Genomic DNA, 12,808 nt, shown 5'->3' with positions numbered 1-12,808 from the left:
GAAGCCGAGCCAACTAACTCACAGCAATCACCGCACCGTGGGGTCTGGGGGCTCGGCCCCCAGGCAGATATGCGAGGAGGCCCGGTTCGCGCTTTCCGCGAACACGGGCCTCTCACCGACGAGCGGGTGACGGGAATCGAACCCGCACTGTCAGCTTGGGAACCGTATAAGCCGGCGTTGCCGGTGCTTCCGAGTCCAGTTCGGCCGGTCACTGAGTGGCCTCGTGTGACCTCACGAGGCATGGAGTAATGGCCTGCTAATGGCCCGTCCGCGCCGCCGGTGTCTCGCTGTGGCGAAGCCGTGAAGGTGCCCTCTGTGTCCGCCTTAGGCGTGTGTGCGGCTGATGGCGGGACTGCGTGACGTCTGAGACACGGGTTTGTCTCCATCGAGACGGATTACAAGTTGCTTGACTCGGGCATCCGAGCGTATTCTGTTCGGCTGCTCAGGTCGAGGCAGCAGGGTCGTTAAGGGGAGCTGCCATGGAGCCGCAGGCCGAACTACGCCAACCGCAATCGCCGACGCAGGGGGTATATGGATTCAACCCTCCAGGTCAACCCGTTCGGCTCTACCAAGGTCGCATTGGTGGAGTCACTGACACTGACCACCAAGGCGTCATTGAACTCTCCTTCGGCTCCGGTCCGAGACTGCTGTGGCGAGTTCTTAGCGAGTCGGACGATTTGGTTGGGCCAATGGATCCATTTTCGATGTCGGTCGATAAGAATGGGGCTGCGCGGAGGATTGAGGCTTTCAAGTCATCCTTTAGTCGCGGGTGGATCAATCATGCGGAGTTTTCTTCAGGAGCCAAGCTCGACCATGTAATAACCCACTGGATAAACTTGCCAGATACTGCTGGCAGAATCCCTTTAACGGAAAGCAACGAAGGTGGACGAGCGACATGGGCGGGCAGGCTAGCTTTCGAATCTCTCGGCTGGAATGTTGTAATTGATCGAAGGCGGGATCATAAGGAGGCGTTCGAAAATACGAACGTCGACAACGTATATGCCATAACTCATGTCATGAAGGTGTCGCGTGTTGACGGTAATGAATTCTCGGTAGAATCTATTTCTACTTTTCTTGACTACCTAAGAGTCTCGATGTCGTTTGCCCTGGGGCGATGGGTGTCACCTGCGCTCCCAGTGGGATACTCGAAAGAAGGCGGCTTGGCTTGGGAGTCTTGGTCGAGCCCGCTGTGCGATCCGGCAAAGGCGGTAGGCCAAGCGGTCATCTACCACCGTTCTAGCAGCGATCTTCTTCGCTATCTAGAGTTATCGCTGGTGGCGCTTTCATCGGAAGGTGAGAACGGGCCGCTTAGGTTCCAGATGGTCTCAGCTATCCAAGCCACTCAAGACGGTTTCGTCGAACAGAGAATAACTACTGCATTTGCAGCTCTTGAGAACATAGCGTGGATTGCGCTCGTGCTCGACGGAGTTGTTAGGCGAGCCGATTTTGAAGGCCGTTCATGGACGGGTGCTCGAAAGCTGCAAAAAATCCTCGCTCTCGCCAAGATTTCACCGAGTGTCGATGATTTCGATCTGCCGGCCCTTAAAGAATTTGTGGCGCGAGAGAGGGGAATGGATGGCCCTGCCGCTCTAGTCAAGGTCCGCAATCGGTTGGTGCATCCTAAGTCTCCGCGCGACGAGGTATACCACATTCCGGGCCTGATGGTCGATGCGTGGTTCCTAACTCGCTATTACCTTTTTTTGCTCATTTTGAACCGTGTTGGCTATGACGGTTCAATTTCCGGTCAAGTTCCACCTTTTGGCTACTACAGCGATACCGAGAGAGTCCCATGGGCCGTATCGGAGTGATGTGTCATTCGGTAGCGAGGATCCTCGCCGCCTGCTCCCGTTGGGTAGCAAGATTGACATTTCATTAGGCTCGGAATTGGCTCGGCCAGCGGCGAGGGCCATGGTGTCCCTGAACTGTCTCCGCTGTTTTCGCAGCTCAGTCCCCCTTCGGGGACAGTGGGGACACTGGGGACACCGGAGACAGCGCCTCGGCGATTTCGCCCATTGACGTCACAACGATGTCGGCAGACGTGAAGGCGTTGACCTTCCATTCCTTGTTGGCGTAGCCGATCGCGCTGATCCCGGCGGCCCGGGCAGCTTCGATGTCGGAGAGGGAGTCGCCGACCAGCACGCATGACGCAGCCTCGGCCCCGAGGGCGCCCACGGCATCGAGCACCGGCGCGGGATTCGGCTTCATCAGCTGCGGAGTCCCGTATGCCCGGCCGATGATCGGCGTGACATAGCGAGCCAAGTCGTGGGCTGTCAGGTACGCCTCGATCGACACTGCCGAGTTGTTGCTGACCACAGCGACCGGCACGCCACGTGCAGCCGCGCCGAGGATCACCTCACGCCCGAACGGTGTGGGCGCCGCAACTGAAGCGGCGTGTAGCTCGGCCGCACATAGGGCTTCGTCGACAGTTGCCGTCAGGTCGCTCGAACACGCCTCGCCAACCCATCGCAGTACGGCTAGGGGATCGCCCTCGCTGCGCAATTCCTGCGGCATGGCGACACCCTCGATGTCGAGTAGTGCAACCAGCTCTGCGGCCACGCGCGGCGCCGGGTATCCAGCGAAGATTGAGCACACCGGTCCGTCGAAGTCCAGGAGCAACGGCCCCGCGCCGACCAGGTCGGCGAGCTTGGGCCGGCTCACGATCGGTACTCGCGCGCGACGCTGTTCCACACCGAGTCGAACCACAGACGTGCGGACTCAACGAACTGCGTGCCCTGAGACGCTTCGTCGTCGTCGACCGCGAAGTGGAATAGGGACGCGTCCCGGCCGAGCAGGTCGAAGATCTCGACCGGCTCGCCGCCGATGTTCACCTCGCGCTTGACCGCAGGGTAGAAGCCGAAGAACGCCTCTCGGTCGTTGAGCATGTAGAGCTTGAAGGTCGGAGCGATGCTGTGCATCCGTACGTCGACCGTCGCCGACTTCACTAGACCCAGCTCGGCAAGTTCCTGCACCTGGTCAACGATGCCGTCTGCTGCCCGCCGAGTGATCCGTTCTGCCCGCTTCCGGACAGCGGGATCGTCGCCGCCTGTTGCGGCCAGCGCCGGCAGGGCCATGGGTACCGACATGTCGCAGATCATGAGCCGGACAGCGATCGTTTCCGGCGCGCTTCGGCCAGCGCGGACGAGGTCGAGCGCCTCGGCGATCGCATCGCGCAGCGTCTCGCCCGAGAATCCGGAAAAGTCGATCGCCACGTGGGTCTGCTCGAATGCTGCCTCGATCAGCGGTCGCAGCTCTACCGGGCGTTGGGTCTGCGCACGTACGTAGATGCCGCTGCCCTGCCGGCTGACGACCAGCCGCTCCGTTCGTAGGCCCTCGATCGCACGCTTGATCGTTTCTCGCGCGACGCCGAATCGGTCGGCAAGATCGCGCTGCGAGGGCAGCTTCTCGCCCGGCGCAAGCTTCTTGGTCAAGATCGCCGCGCGCAGCAAATTCGCAATCTGCTGTGATGCCTGGCGGGAATCGTCGGGATCGAGGTCGCCAAGAAAGTCCAAGTCAACGGCCATTGGGCCACCTTACACCGGACTAGCCCAGCGAGGTTAGTTTGCATTTTGGCATTGACTGGACTAGCCCACCTGGCCTACCTTCGAGGCATCGCTACTGGACTAGCCCAGTGCACCCAGTCTTGGAGGTTCCGCAGTGCGAACGCACACGCTCCGACACGACGAGCCGACGCCGGGCGAGCTGTCCGCGATCGAGGCCGAGTGGTCGCTGATCGATGCCGAACTGACGGTGTTGGACGCCGAGATCGCTCTCATCAACGCCGCCGACCACGGCGGTCCGTCGCCGTTGGACTGGCGGCGGCTGCGTCGGGCCGAGGCCCGCGTCATCCGCGTTGCCGGCGAGCTGGCCGCGCGTCCCGCCTCCTGGAAGGCGGTCGCGTGATGCGTAAGCCCTCCGTGTCGGGCCGTGGTTGGGCCTACATCGGCGCCGCCCTCGGCGGCTCGGTCTCCATCGCCGCCAACGTTGCTCACTCGTACGTCCCGCCCGTCGACGCCCCGGCCGACTGGACGCCGCAGACCGGCGCGGTAGTGGGTGCGATCTTCTGGCCTGTCGCCCTGTTCGTGGCGACCGAGATCCTGGCCCGCGTCGCATGGCCGTCGGGCCGAGGCTGGTCGGTCATGCGCTTCGGCGGTCTGCTGCCGGTGGCCCTGGTCGCCGCGTTCGTCTCGTACAAGCACCTCGCCGGCCTGCTCGACTTCTACGGCGAGGACGCCCTGACCGCGATGCTCGGCCCGCTCGCCGTCGACGGCCTGATGGTCATGGCCACCGGCGCACTACTGGCGACGGCCCGCCGAACGACCCCGGTTCCCGCGCCGGCCGAAGTGATCGCTCCGATCGTCATCGAAGCGCCCGTCACTGAGCCGGTCACCGCCCCGGTGATCGAGCCTGACCCGGCGCCCGTTCCGGCGGTCAAGAAGCCGACCGTCAAGCGCGTCACTCCCCGCCCCGCCTCGGCCGAGAAGGTGGCCAAGGCAGCCGCCAAAATGCCCGGCGCGCCGGTCGCGCAGATCGCCGCCAAGGCCGGTGTCTCGCCGTCGACGGCCCGGCGCCACCTCGCCACCCTGAGCGCCACCGACGCGTCACCATCTGCCCCGGTTGCTGCGGAAACGCCCGACCTGATCGCAGCCTAGCTCCGCCCGGCGGCACGGCCCACAACCGCCAAGTCACACGCCGCGCCGCCGGTCTCCCACCAGTCACGAGAACCGTCAGGAGACACCCAGTATGGCAAGCAGTCTCTTCGGCCCCGGCAATAAGGCCGAGCGCAGCGCACAGGACATCAAGGCCGCTCAGGACGCCGCACGGGCCGCCGACGAACGGCAGGCCCGCGCTGCCGCAGCCGCCGGCCGCGACCGCCGCTCGATCGGCCGCACCCGATGACCGCCACCGACCACGCCGCCACCTTCGCAGCCGTCTTCGTCGCCCTGTTCGTCGCTCACCAGGTCGCCGACCACTGGATCCAGACCGACCACCAGGCCCTGACCAAGGGCCGCCCGGGCTGGGCCGGCCGGAACGCGTGCGCCGCGCACGTCGCCAGCTACACGGCGACCGCGATGGTCGCGCTGAACGTCCTGCACTTCGGCCTCGGTCTGCCGCTCAACCCGTGGCAGGTCGCCGCTGGGCTCGGCATCTCGGCGGTCACGCACTACATCGCCGACCGGCGCACGCCGCTGGCCGCGCTCGCCCGGCTCGCCCGCCTTGACGGCTTCGTCGCCGTCGGCCGGCCGCGCCGGGGTCATGACGACAACCCCTGCATCGGCACCGGCACGTACGCCCTCGATCAGTCCTTTCACTACCTGTTCCTGTTCGTCGCCGCCCTCGTGATCGCCGCCTGAAAGCCGGGAGGACAGACACCGTGAACACGCCCAACGAAGAGCCTCAGAACTTCGACTGGAAGGCCGCGGAGGCCGATGTCGCCGCCGTGGTCGACCTGGACGCCGAGCGCACCCGCCGGGCCGAGGCGGGCACGCACTTCGAGGTGAACCTGGACGACGCCCCGCAGCGTGGCGGGATGCCGGTCGAGCCGGCGCCGGTCGACGCGTCGGGCAAGCGGCCGATCGTGCCGGCCAACTGGTCGACGTGGCCGAACGCCCGGCACAGCCTCGCGCAGGCCGCCGCCCTGACCGGCTACCGCGCCGGGTTCCATGCCGTGCGTACGCCCTGGTACACCGTCCTGGCCCTGTTCTGGGCTGTGATCGGTGTGTTCCGGCTGACCGGGCGCCAGCTCAAGTGGTGGTGGGTGTCGGAGCAGTATGGCCTGCGTCAGGCCGCCGCCGACGCCAACGACCCCGGCATGTGGCTCAAGCTGCACCGCGAGGTCAAGGCCACCCGCGCGTGGCGCGGCCTGGTCCTGGCCGCCGAGCTGCTGGCCGTCGGCATCGGCGGACCGGTGCTTTACGCCGCCGCCCCGGTGTGGGTGCTGCTGCTCGCCGCCGTCGGTGTGGTCGCTTTCCTTGCACATGTCGGCCGGCCGCAGGATCGGCGCATCATCACCCCGGCCACCGTGTCGGGCCGGTTCCGGCAGGTCAACCCGGACATCATCCTGCGCGCCTACTACGCGGCCGGTCTCGGCCACCCGGACAAGGCCCACCAGCAGATCGGGTTCGGGTCGACCATGGCCCGCGACGCGTCGGGCACCGGCTCGCAGGTATCGATCGACCTGCCGTACGGCAAGACCTTCGACGACGCGGTCAAGGCGCGCGGCGCGGTCGCCTCGGGTCTGGATGTGGCCGTGTCGCAGGTGTTCATCACCCGCGATCCCAGCAGCCACCGGCGGCACACGCTGTGGGTGGCCGACCGTGACCCGCTCGCGCAGGGCGCCGGCCGTACCCCGTTGCTGCGGTGCAAGCCGACCGATATCTGGCAGCCGGCCCCGTTCGGGCTGGACGAGCGCGGCAACAAGGTCGCCGTCGACCTGATGTGGAACTCGATCCTGATCGGCGCGCAGCCTCGGCAGGGCAAGACGTTCGCCGCCCGCACCCTGGCCCTGTACGCCGGGCTGGACCCGTACGTGAAGCTGACCGTGCTCGATGGCGGCGGCAAGCCGGACTGGCGCAAGTTCGCCCTGATCGCCGACCGGTGCGCGTTCGGCCTGGCCATGACCCGCGACGGCGACCCCGCCGAGATCGTGCTCGAAGCGCTACGCGAGATCAAGGCCGACGTGCAGGACCGCTACGAGCGGCTGTCCAAGCTGCCGGTCGACGTCTGTCCCGAGGGCAAGCTGACCCGCGAGATCGCCCGGGATCCGAAGTACAAGATGCCGGTCCGGCTGGTGGTCATGGACGAGTTCCAGGAGTACTTCGACCTGGGCGACATCAGCAAGGAGATCGCCGGTCTGCTGGTCTACCTGGTCAAGGTCGCCCCGGCGGCCGGGGTCATCTTCGTCGACGCCACCCAGCGGCCCTCGGGTGTCGGTGGCGGGCAGGTCGCGACCCAGTTCATCAGCTTCCGCGACAACCACCAGGTCCGGTTCTCCCTGCGTACGGGCTCGTGGAACGTCTCCGACCTGGTCCTCGGGGCGGGCGCGAACTCCGAGGGCTACGACTCGTCGACGCTGCTGCCGTCCTACAAGGGCGTCGGGATCCTGCGCGGCGCGTCGGACGCCACCCCGACCGTGCGGACCTATCTTGCGGACGCCGACGACGCCGAGAAGATCCTGGTCGCGGCCCGCAAGCTGCGTGAAGCGGCCAGCACCCTCTCGGGCATGGCGGCCGGGGAGGACATCGCCCGCGAGGTCCGCGATGTGCTGGCCGACGTCCGCTCGGTGATCGAGCGGGGCGAGACCGGCGCGCAGTGGGAAGAGATCGCTACCCGCCTGGCCGAACGGCTGCCCGAGGCGTACGCGGACGTCACCGCCGAATCGATCTCCGCTCAGGTCCGCAGCTTTGGTGTACGGAGCGTAGACGTCAAGCGATCCGGCAAGGCCCTCAAAGGAGCCAAGACCGACGACATCGACGCCGCGATCGGCCGCCGCAAGGCCGCCTGACCGGTCGCGGCCCACCCGCGACCGGTCGCGCCAACGCGACTCAACCCGCGACCGGCCTGTTCAGCGCAGACATCGACCGGTCGCGGGTCGCCCCACCAGCCCTCCACGCCCGAAACCGCCCTCAGGAGGCTCGCCGTGCCTGCCCTCGCCGCGACCGCAACCCCGGAAACCACCATGATCGCCGTCCTGATCGCCGCCGCCGTGATCGCCACTCTCTGTTACGGGATCGGCTGCTGGCTCTGGCCGTTCGGCGCCTGCCGCAAGTGCGACGGCAGCGGCAAGCGCCGGTCGCCGTTCGGCCGCGCGTTCGGCCTGTGTCGACGCTGCCACGGCGACGGACGCCGGCTCCGTATCGGCCGCCGGATCCTCAACAACCTGCGCGAGCTGCACGACAAGGGCACCCGCTGATGGCCGCCCGGACCATGGCCCGCTTCCGGCGCGAGCTCACCGAGCACACGACCTGGTGTACCCGCGATCACCGCTGCGGGGTCGCCGAGCACCGGTCGGCAGACCTGATCGCCGACAGCATCGGCGGCCGGGCCGTCATCACCCGCGTGCGCGCCGGCGACACCGAGTACGCCGAGATCCGCGCCCGGATCCCGTTGCACAGCAGCGAAACGGGCGCCCGGTGGCAGGTCGCTCTCACGTTGCGGCTGATGCGGGAACTGCTGGCCGCCGTCGCGATCAGGCGCGGTGTCCTGCGAGACCGGGCCGAGCGGCCCGCGATCGAGCGGAGGGCCGCGTGATGGCCCGACCTCTGTTGCTGGATCTGTTCTGCTGCGCCGGCGGCGCCGCCGGCGGGTACGCGGCGGCCGGGTTCGACGTGATCGGCGTGGACATCGTCGACCGGCCCCGCTACCCGTACCGATTCGTCCGGGCCGACGCTCTGTCCTTCCTGGACGACCTTTTGGCCCGCGACACGGTGCACGCGTTCACCCTGATCCACACCTCGCCGCCGTGCCAGGAAGGGTGCGCGCTGACCCAGGGCACCAACCGGGCGATGGGCTGGGGCCGCGAGCACACCCAACTCATTCCCGCCCTACGTGCCCGGCTGGATCGGGCCGGTCTGCCCTACGTGATCGAGCAGCCGACCGGGACGGCGCCGGTCCGCAAGGACGTCATCTTGTGCGGGGAGATGTTCGGCCTCGGCGTGATCCGTCACCGCAACTTCGAACTCGGCGGCTGGACCGTCGCCCGGCCGGCCCACGTCGCGCATCGGGGACGGGTGCGGGGCTGGCGGCACGGGGTCTACCACGACGGACCCTATGTGGCCGCGTACGGCGCCGGCGGCGGGAAAGCGTCGATCGCGGAGATGCAGACCGCGATGGGCATCGACTGGACCGACGTCCGGGAGGAACTGACCGAGGCCATCCCACCCGCCTACACCGAATGGCTCGGCCGCGCGTTCCTGGCCGGCAGCAACCGTGCAGGTCGGCCGGGCGCGACCCTGTCGAGGGCCGCCTGATGGGCCGGATCCGGGCCGACTTCCACGACCCCGAGGGCGACCGTCACGGTCTGCCGACCTATTGGTGGCGCGGCGCCCCCGAGGGGTTCGCCACTCGCCGGCAGCTACGCGCTCGGGGCCTATGTCCGGGCCGTCAGCCGATCGCCGCGCAAATCTTGTGGGCCGGGGTCGGCGGGGTCCGGGCCGCCTACCTCTACCGGCTCGAGCTGGCCCGGCCGAAGCGGCCAGCGAGCCGCGCGCAGCTCGCCGCGATCCGGGCCGCCCTCACGGCCCGGCGCACGTGCAAGCGGTGTGGGCAGGTCCGGGGCTACTACATCGCGCGGTCGTTCGGCGAGTGCTTGACCTGCCACGACGAACGGAGCCACCCGTGACCACCGCTCTCGCCCCCGAGTACCGGATCGGCGCCACCCGATCGAGCCACCGATGGGCCGAGCTGCCCGGCGGTTTCGACCGGCTCAACACCCGAGCCCTGTTCCCCTCGGCCAACCATTGGGGTATCCCCGACCTGCCAGCCGCGACCTGCGAACCTGCACGGTTACTGCCCTACACCGACCGGCGCGCGATCGCCGCCGCCGGGCCGGGCGATGCGCTGCACTTCTTCCTGGACGATTACCGGTTCGAGACCGTGTGGACCAAACCCGAACGCGGGCTGTCGCGGTGCGCCTCGGTCGGTACGGCCCTCACGCCGGATTTCAGCCTGTGGACCACGATGCCGCTGGTCATGCAGCAATGGCAGGTCTACCGCTCAAGGTGGTGCGGCGCCTGGATGCTCTCGCACGGCATCACCGCGATCCCGACCGTTTCCTGGTCGACGCCGGACAGCTACCCGTTCGCGTTCGCCGGCATCACGCCCGGCTCGATCGTGGCCGTGTCCACCGTCGGCATCGTCCGCGACGCCGAGGCCCGGACCCTGTTCGCGGCCGGCTACGCGGCGATGTGCGAACAGGTCCGCCCGCCGCTCGTGCTCGTGTACGGCACGCCCGCGCCGACCTGCACGGTTGGTGACACCCCGACCCGGTCCTACCCGTCGCGATGGGCAGGCCGGTAATGGGCGGCCGAGGCGGCCCCGGCCGGGCGCTCCCACCGCAGGGCGGCGACCAGCCCGGCGCCGCACCACCGCCAGCCATGCCCGAGAAGGCGGCCGAGCCGAAGCAGGGCACCGACCGGATCCGCGACGTGTATACCGAACTGGCCGAGGCCACCGGCGGCGGGCCGAAAGGACGGTGGATCGATCTCGCCGACCTGCGCGAGCAGCTTGCCGACCTGCCCCGGGCTGAGGTCGACCAGGCGTTGCGGGAACTGATCGACGACGACCGGGTCCGGCTCGAACCCGAACCGCACCGCCACCGGCTCGGCGACCGCGAGCGCGACGCCGCAATCCGGATCGGTGGCGAGGACCGCCACAAAATCTGGATCGAACCGGACCGGCCATGACCGCCAACCGAGCAGGTCGACCGGGCGGGCATTGGATCGCCGCGAGCAAGGCCCTCGGCCGGTTCGTGCCGGTTGATGGACCGTACCCGCACATCTGCGACCGGCTGGTCGCGGCCGAGGACACCGTGTCCGGTCTGCCGTTGCAGATCCCCCATTGGGAGAAACCCCGCTACTGCGCTGCCTGCGCCCTCGACAAGTGCCCGTCTACACCCGAGATCAGGAGGCCGGAACCCATGCGAGACAACGGATTCCTGCGCGATGTGGCCCTCGCCGCCGCCGTGCGCGGCTGGCACGTCTTCCCGCTGCGGCCCGACGACAAGCGGCCCGCCTTCCCCGACCACCCGGCCGAAGCCTGCACCGGCACCGACCGGCGCTGCCGCGACGGGCACACCGGCTGGGAAGCCCGCGCCACCATCGACCCCGACCGGATCCGGCGCGGGTGGGCCAGCGTGCCGTACGGGGTCGGCATCGCCTGCGGCCCGTCCGGGCTGGTCATTATCGACTTGGATGCGCGCAAGCCTGATCAGGTCGCGCCGTCCGGGTGCCTCTACCCGCCTGCGGAGCACGGGTTCGACATCCTCGTCGAAGTGTGCAAGGCCGCCGGGGAGATCGTGCCTGACGACACCTACACCGTGGCGACCGGCCGGGGCGGGACGCACCTCTACTTCCGGCACCCGGCCGGCGGTCCGGCGCTGCGCAACACGGCCGGGGAGCGGGGCAACGGCCTCGGCTGGCTGGTCGACACCCGCGCCCACGGCGGCTACGTCGTTGCGGCCGGCAGCACCGTCGCCGGACGCCCCTACACCCTCGCCCGCGAGGCCGAGGTCGCCGACCTGCCCGGCTGGCTCGCCGCACGTCTCGCTCCGCCGCCACTACCGGCGCAACGTCCGGTCGCCGTCGACCTGCCCACCGGTCGGACCGGCGCCTACCTCGATGCCGCGATCGGCGGCCAGCTCGACTACCTCAGCCGCGCGGGCGAGGGCGAGCGCAACCACGCGCTCTACGTCTCGGCGGTCGCGCTCGGCCAGCTCGCCGCCGGGGGAGCGCTGCCCGCAGATCAGGCGGCCGGGTTACTCGAGCAGACCGCGCTGTCGATCGGGCTCACCCGGTTCGAGACGCTGCGCACGATCCGCTCCGGGCTCGCTGCTGGCGCCCGCCGCCCTCGGACGGTGGCCGCGTGAGCGCCGTGTCGGCCGACCGGCCGAACCTGCGTGTTGCCGGGCCGGACGATGCTGCCGAGGTCCTGTCGGCCGAGCAGGGGCGGCCCGCGCGGATCCGCACGTCGTGGACCGCCGCTGACATCATGTCGATGACCTTCGCCCCGCCCAAGTGGGCCGTGCCCGGTGTGCTGTCCGAGGGCGTCAACCTGCTCTGCGGGCCGCCCAAGGTCGGCAAGTCCTGGATGTCGCTCGGCCTTGGCGTTGACGTCGCCCTCGGCGGCCGGGCGTTCGGCTCGATCCCCGTGGAAGCCGGACCGGTGCTCTATCTCGCCCTGGAAGACACCGCCCGCCGCCTACAGTCCCGGCTCGGCAAAGTGCTTGGCCCGCGCCCGGCGCCGGCCGGGCTCACCCTGGCCACCGAGTGCCCGCCGCTACCGCAGGGCGGCGACCAGGCCATCGCCGCGTGGCTCGACCGTCACCCGAACGCACGCATGGTCATCATCGACGTGTTCGCCAAGCTGCGCGGCAACTCCGCCCCCGGCGCGTCGGCCTACGACGCGGACTATGCCGCCGTTGGCCGGGCCAAGAAGGTTGCCGACGACTACGGCGTCGCGTTCGTGCTGGTCCACCACGTGCGCAAGGCAGGATCCGACGACTTCCTGACCGAGGTATCCGGCACCAACGGCCTCGCCGGGGCCGCCGACGCCACGTTGGTGCTCAAGCGGGCACGTAACCAGGGCGACGGCGTGCTGCACGTGACCGGCCGCGACGTCGACGAGAACGAATACGCCCTGAGCTTCGACCCCGCCGTCGGTGCGTGGCAGATGCTCGATGGCCCGGCCGAAGACCACCAGGTCGGCGAGACCCGCGCGACGATCCTGCGCTTCCTACGGGTCACGCCGCACAGCGGACCGAAGGCGATCGCCACTGGAACGGCCCTGCCGTACGACCTGACCAAGAAGACCTGCCAGCGGATGCTCGCCGACGGGCAGCTCGCCGCCGACACCGGCGGCCGGTACCGCGTCCCCGGTGTCCCCGCTGTCCCTGCTGTCCCCGAAACCGTTGTGAACAGGGAAAACGGTGGGGACACCTTAGGGACAGCTGAGCTGTGGCCATGACTGGACCAGACACTCTGAAACAGGGAGCTATACGGCTGTCTCGGCACAGACGTATACGAAGACACCAGGACGACCGAGATCTTGGCTCAGAGTGGCTCTCAGTGGGCCGTCGCGAGGGTCTCTGCCGCCG

Annotated in this window: 16 protein-coding genes; 14 read left to right on the top strand and 2 right to left on the bottom strand. The window is 68.6% G+C overall.

All coding sequences use genetic code 11. The annotated features are described in order from the left end of the window. Positions 1 to 479 precede the first annotated feature (479 nt). Complete coding sequence (locus M1L60_RS38685; RefSeq protein WP_253242542.1) at positions 480 to 1,808, top strand: YopA family protein; 1,329 nt, start codon at positions 480 to 482, stop codon at positions 1,806 to 1,808. Positions 1,809 to 1,944: 136 nt separating this feature from the next. Here M1L60_RS38685 and M1L60_RS38680 read toward each other — a convergent pair whose 3' ends face one another. Both M1L60_RS38680 and M1L60_RS38675 read right to left on the bottom strand, forming a co-directional pair. Beyond that, positions 1,945 to 2,658, bottom strand: a complete 714-nt coding sequence (locus M1L60_RS38680) for an HAD family hydrolase (protein WP_253242541.1) — start codon at positions 2,656 to 2,658, stop codon at positions 1,945 to 1,947. After that, the gene (locus M1L60_RS38675; RefSeq protein ID WP_253242540.1) at positions 2,655 to 3,521 is read right to left on the bottom strand and encodes a GntR family transcriptional regulator; all 867 of its coding nucleotides are present in this window, start codon (positions 3,519 to 3,521) and stop codon (positions 2,655 to 2,657) included. Before M1L60_RS38675 ends, M1L60_RS38680 begins: the two co-directional genes overlap by 4 nt. A 133-nt stretch (positions 3,522 to 3,654) precedes the next feature. Here M1L60_RS38675 and M1L60_RS38670 point away from each other — a divergent pair, with 133 nt between their 5' ends. The 13 genes from M1L60_RS38670 to M1L60_RS38610 all read left to right on the top strand — a co-directional run bounded on the left by M1L60_RS38670 (position 3,655) and on the right by M1L60_RS38610 (position 12,678). Next, positions 3,655 to 3,900 carry a DUF6284 family protein gene (locus M1L60_RS38670; RefSeq protein ID WP_253242539.1) on the top strand — a complete coding sequence of 82 codons (246 nt, stop codon included), beginning with the start codon at positions 3,655 to 3,657 and terminating at the stop codon, positions 3,898 to 3,900. Then, positions 3,900 to 4,649 carry a helix-turn-helix domain-containing protein gene (locus tag M1L60_RS38665; protein WP_253242538.1) on the top strand — a complete coding sequence of 250 codons (750 nt, stop codon included), beginning with the start codon at positions 3,900 to 3,902 and terminating at the stop codon, positions 4,647 to 4,649. The genes M1L60_RS38670 and M1L60_RS38665 overlap by 1 nt, the downstream gene beginning before the upstream one ends. Before the next feature lie 91 nt (positions 4,650 to 4,740). Beyond that, the gene (locus M1L60_RS38660; protein WP_253242537.1) at positions 4,741 to 4,896 is read left to right on the top strand and encodes a hypothetical protein; all 156 of its coding nucleotides are present in this window, start codon (positions 4,741 to 4,743) and stop codon (positions 4,894 to 4,896) included. Beyond that, positions 4,893 to 5,351, top strand: a complete 459-nt coding sequence (locus tag M1L60_RS38655; RefSeq protein ID WP_253242536.1) for a DUF3307 domain-containing protein — start codon at positions 4,893 to 4,895, stop codon at positions 5,349 to 5,351. The genes M1L60_RS38660 and M1L60_RS38655 overlap by 4 nt, the downstream gene beginning before the upstream one ends. 20 nt (positions 5,352 to 5,371) lie before the next feature. Next, positions 5,372 to 7,501: a cell division protein FtsK gene (locus tag M1L60_RS38650; protein WP_253242535.1), complete on the top strand. Its 2,130-nt coding sequence runs from the start codon at positions 5,372 to 5,374 to the stop codon at positions 7,499 to 7,501. Positions 7,502 to 7,636: 135 nt separating this feature from the next. Beyond that, entirely contained in the window at positions 7,637 to 7,909 is a 273-nt protein-coding gene (locus M1L60_RS38645; protein ID WP_253242534.1) for a hypothetical protein, read from the top strand. Beyond that, the gene (locus M1L60_RS38640) at positions 7,909 to 8,247 is read left to right on the top strand and encodes a hypothetical protein (RefSeq protein ID WP_253242533.1); all 339 of its coding nucleotides are present in this window, start codon (positions 7,909 to 7,911) and stop codon (positions 8,245 to 8,247) included. The genes M1L60_RS38645 and M1L60_RS38640 overlap by 1 nt, the downstream gene beginning before the upstream one ends. Then, the gene (locus M1L60_RS38635) at positions 8,247 to 8,966 is read left to right on the top strand and encodes a DNA methylase (RefSeq protein WP_253242561.1); all 720 of its coding nucleotides are present in this window, start codon (positions 8,247 to 8,249) and stop codon (positions 8,964 to 8,966) included. Before M1L60_RS38640 ends, M1L60_RS38635 begins: the two co-directional genes overlap by 1 nt. Further along, a complete protein-coding gene (locus M1L60_RS38630) occupies positions 8,966 to 9,337 on the top strand; it encodes an RRQRL motif-containing zinc-binding protein (protein WP_253242532.1) in 372 nt (123 codons plus the stop codon). The genes M1L60_RS38635 and M1L60_RS38630 overlap by 1 nt, the downstream gene beginning before the upstream one ends. Next, positions 9,334 to 10,014, top strand: a complete 681-nt coding sequence (locus tag M1L60_RS38625; protein ID WP_253242531.1) for a DUF4417 domain-containing protein — start codon at positions 9,334 to 9,336, stop codon at positions 10,012 to 10,014. The genes M1L60_RS38630 and M1L60_RS38625 overlap by 4 nt, the downstream gene beginning before the upstream one ends. Next, complete coding sequence (locus tag M1L60_RS38620; protein WP_253242530.1) at positions 10,014 to 10,400, top strand: hypothetical protein; 387 nt, start codon at positions 10,014 to 10,016, stop codon at positions 10,398 to 10,400. Before M1L60_RS38625 ends, M1L60_RS38620 begins: the two co-directional genes overlap by 1 nt. Continuing rightward, on the top strand, positions 10,397 to 11,581 hold the full coding sequence (locus tag M1L60_RS38615) for a bifunctional DNA primase/polymerase (RefSeq protein WP_253242529.1): 1,185 nt from the start codon (positions 10,397 to 10,399) through the stop codon (positions 11,579 to 11,581). Before M1L60_RS38620 ends, M1L60_RS38615 begins: the two co-directional genes overlap by 4 nt. Further along, positions 11,578 to 12,678, top strand: a complete 1,101-nt coding sequence (locus M1L60_RS38610) for an AAA family ATPase (protein WP_253242528.1) — start codon at positions 11,578 to 11,580, stop codon at positions 12,676 to 12,678. Before M1L60_RS38615 ends, M1L60_RS38610 begins: the two co-directional genes overlap by 4 nt. Positions 12,679 to 12,808 lie beyond the last annotated feature (130 nt).

It is taken from the genome of Paractinoplanes aksuensis (assembly GCF_024137025.1).
GTDB classification, from domain to species: Bacteria; Actinomycetota; Actinomycetes; order Mycobacteriales; family Micromonosporaceae; genus Actinoplanes; species Actinoplanes aksuensis.
Note: the sequence above shows the minus strand (reverse complement) of the source record. Positions and strands in the feature narration are given on the sequence as shown.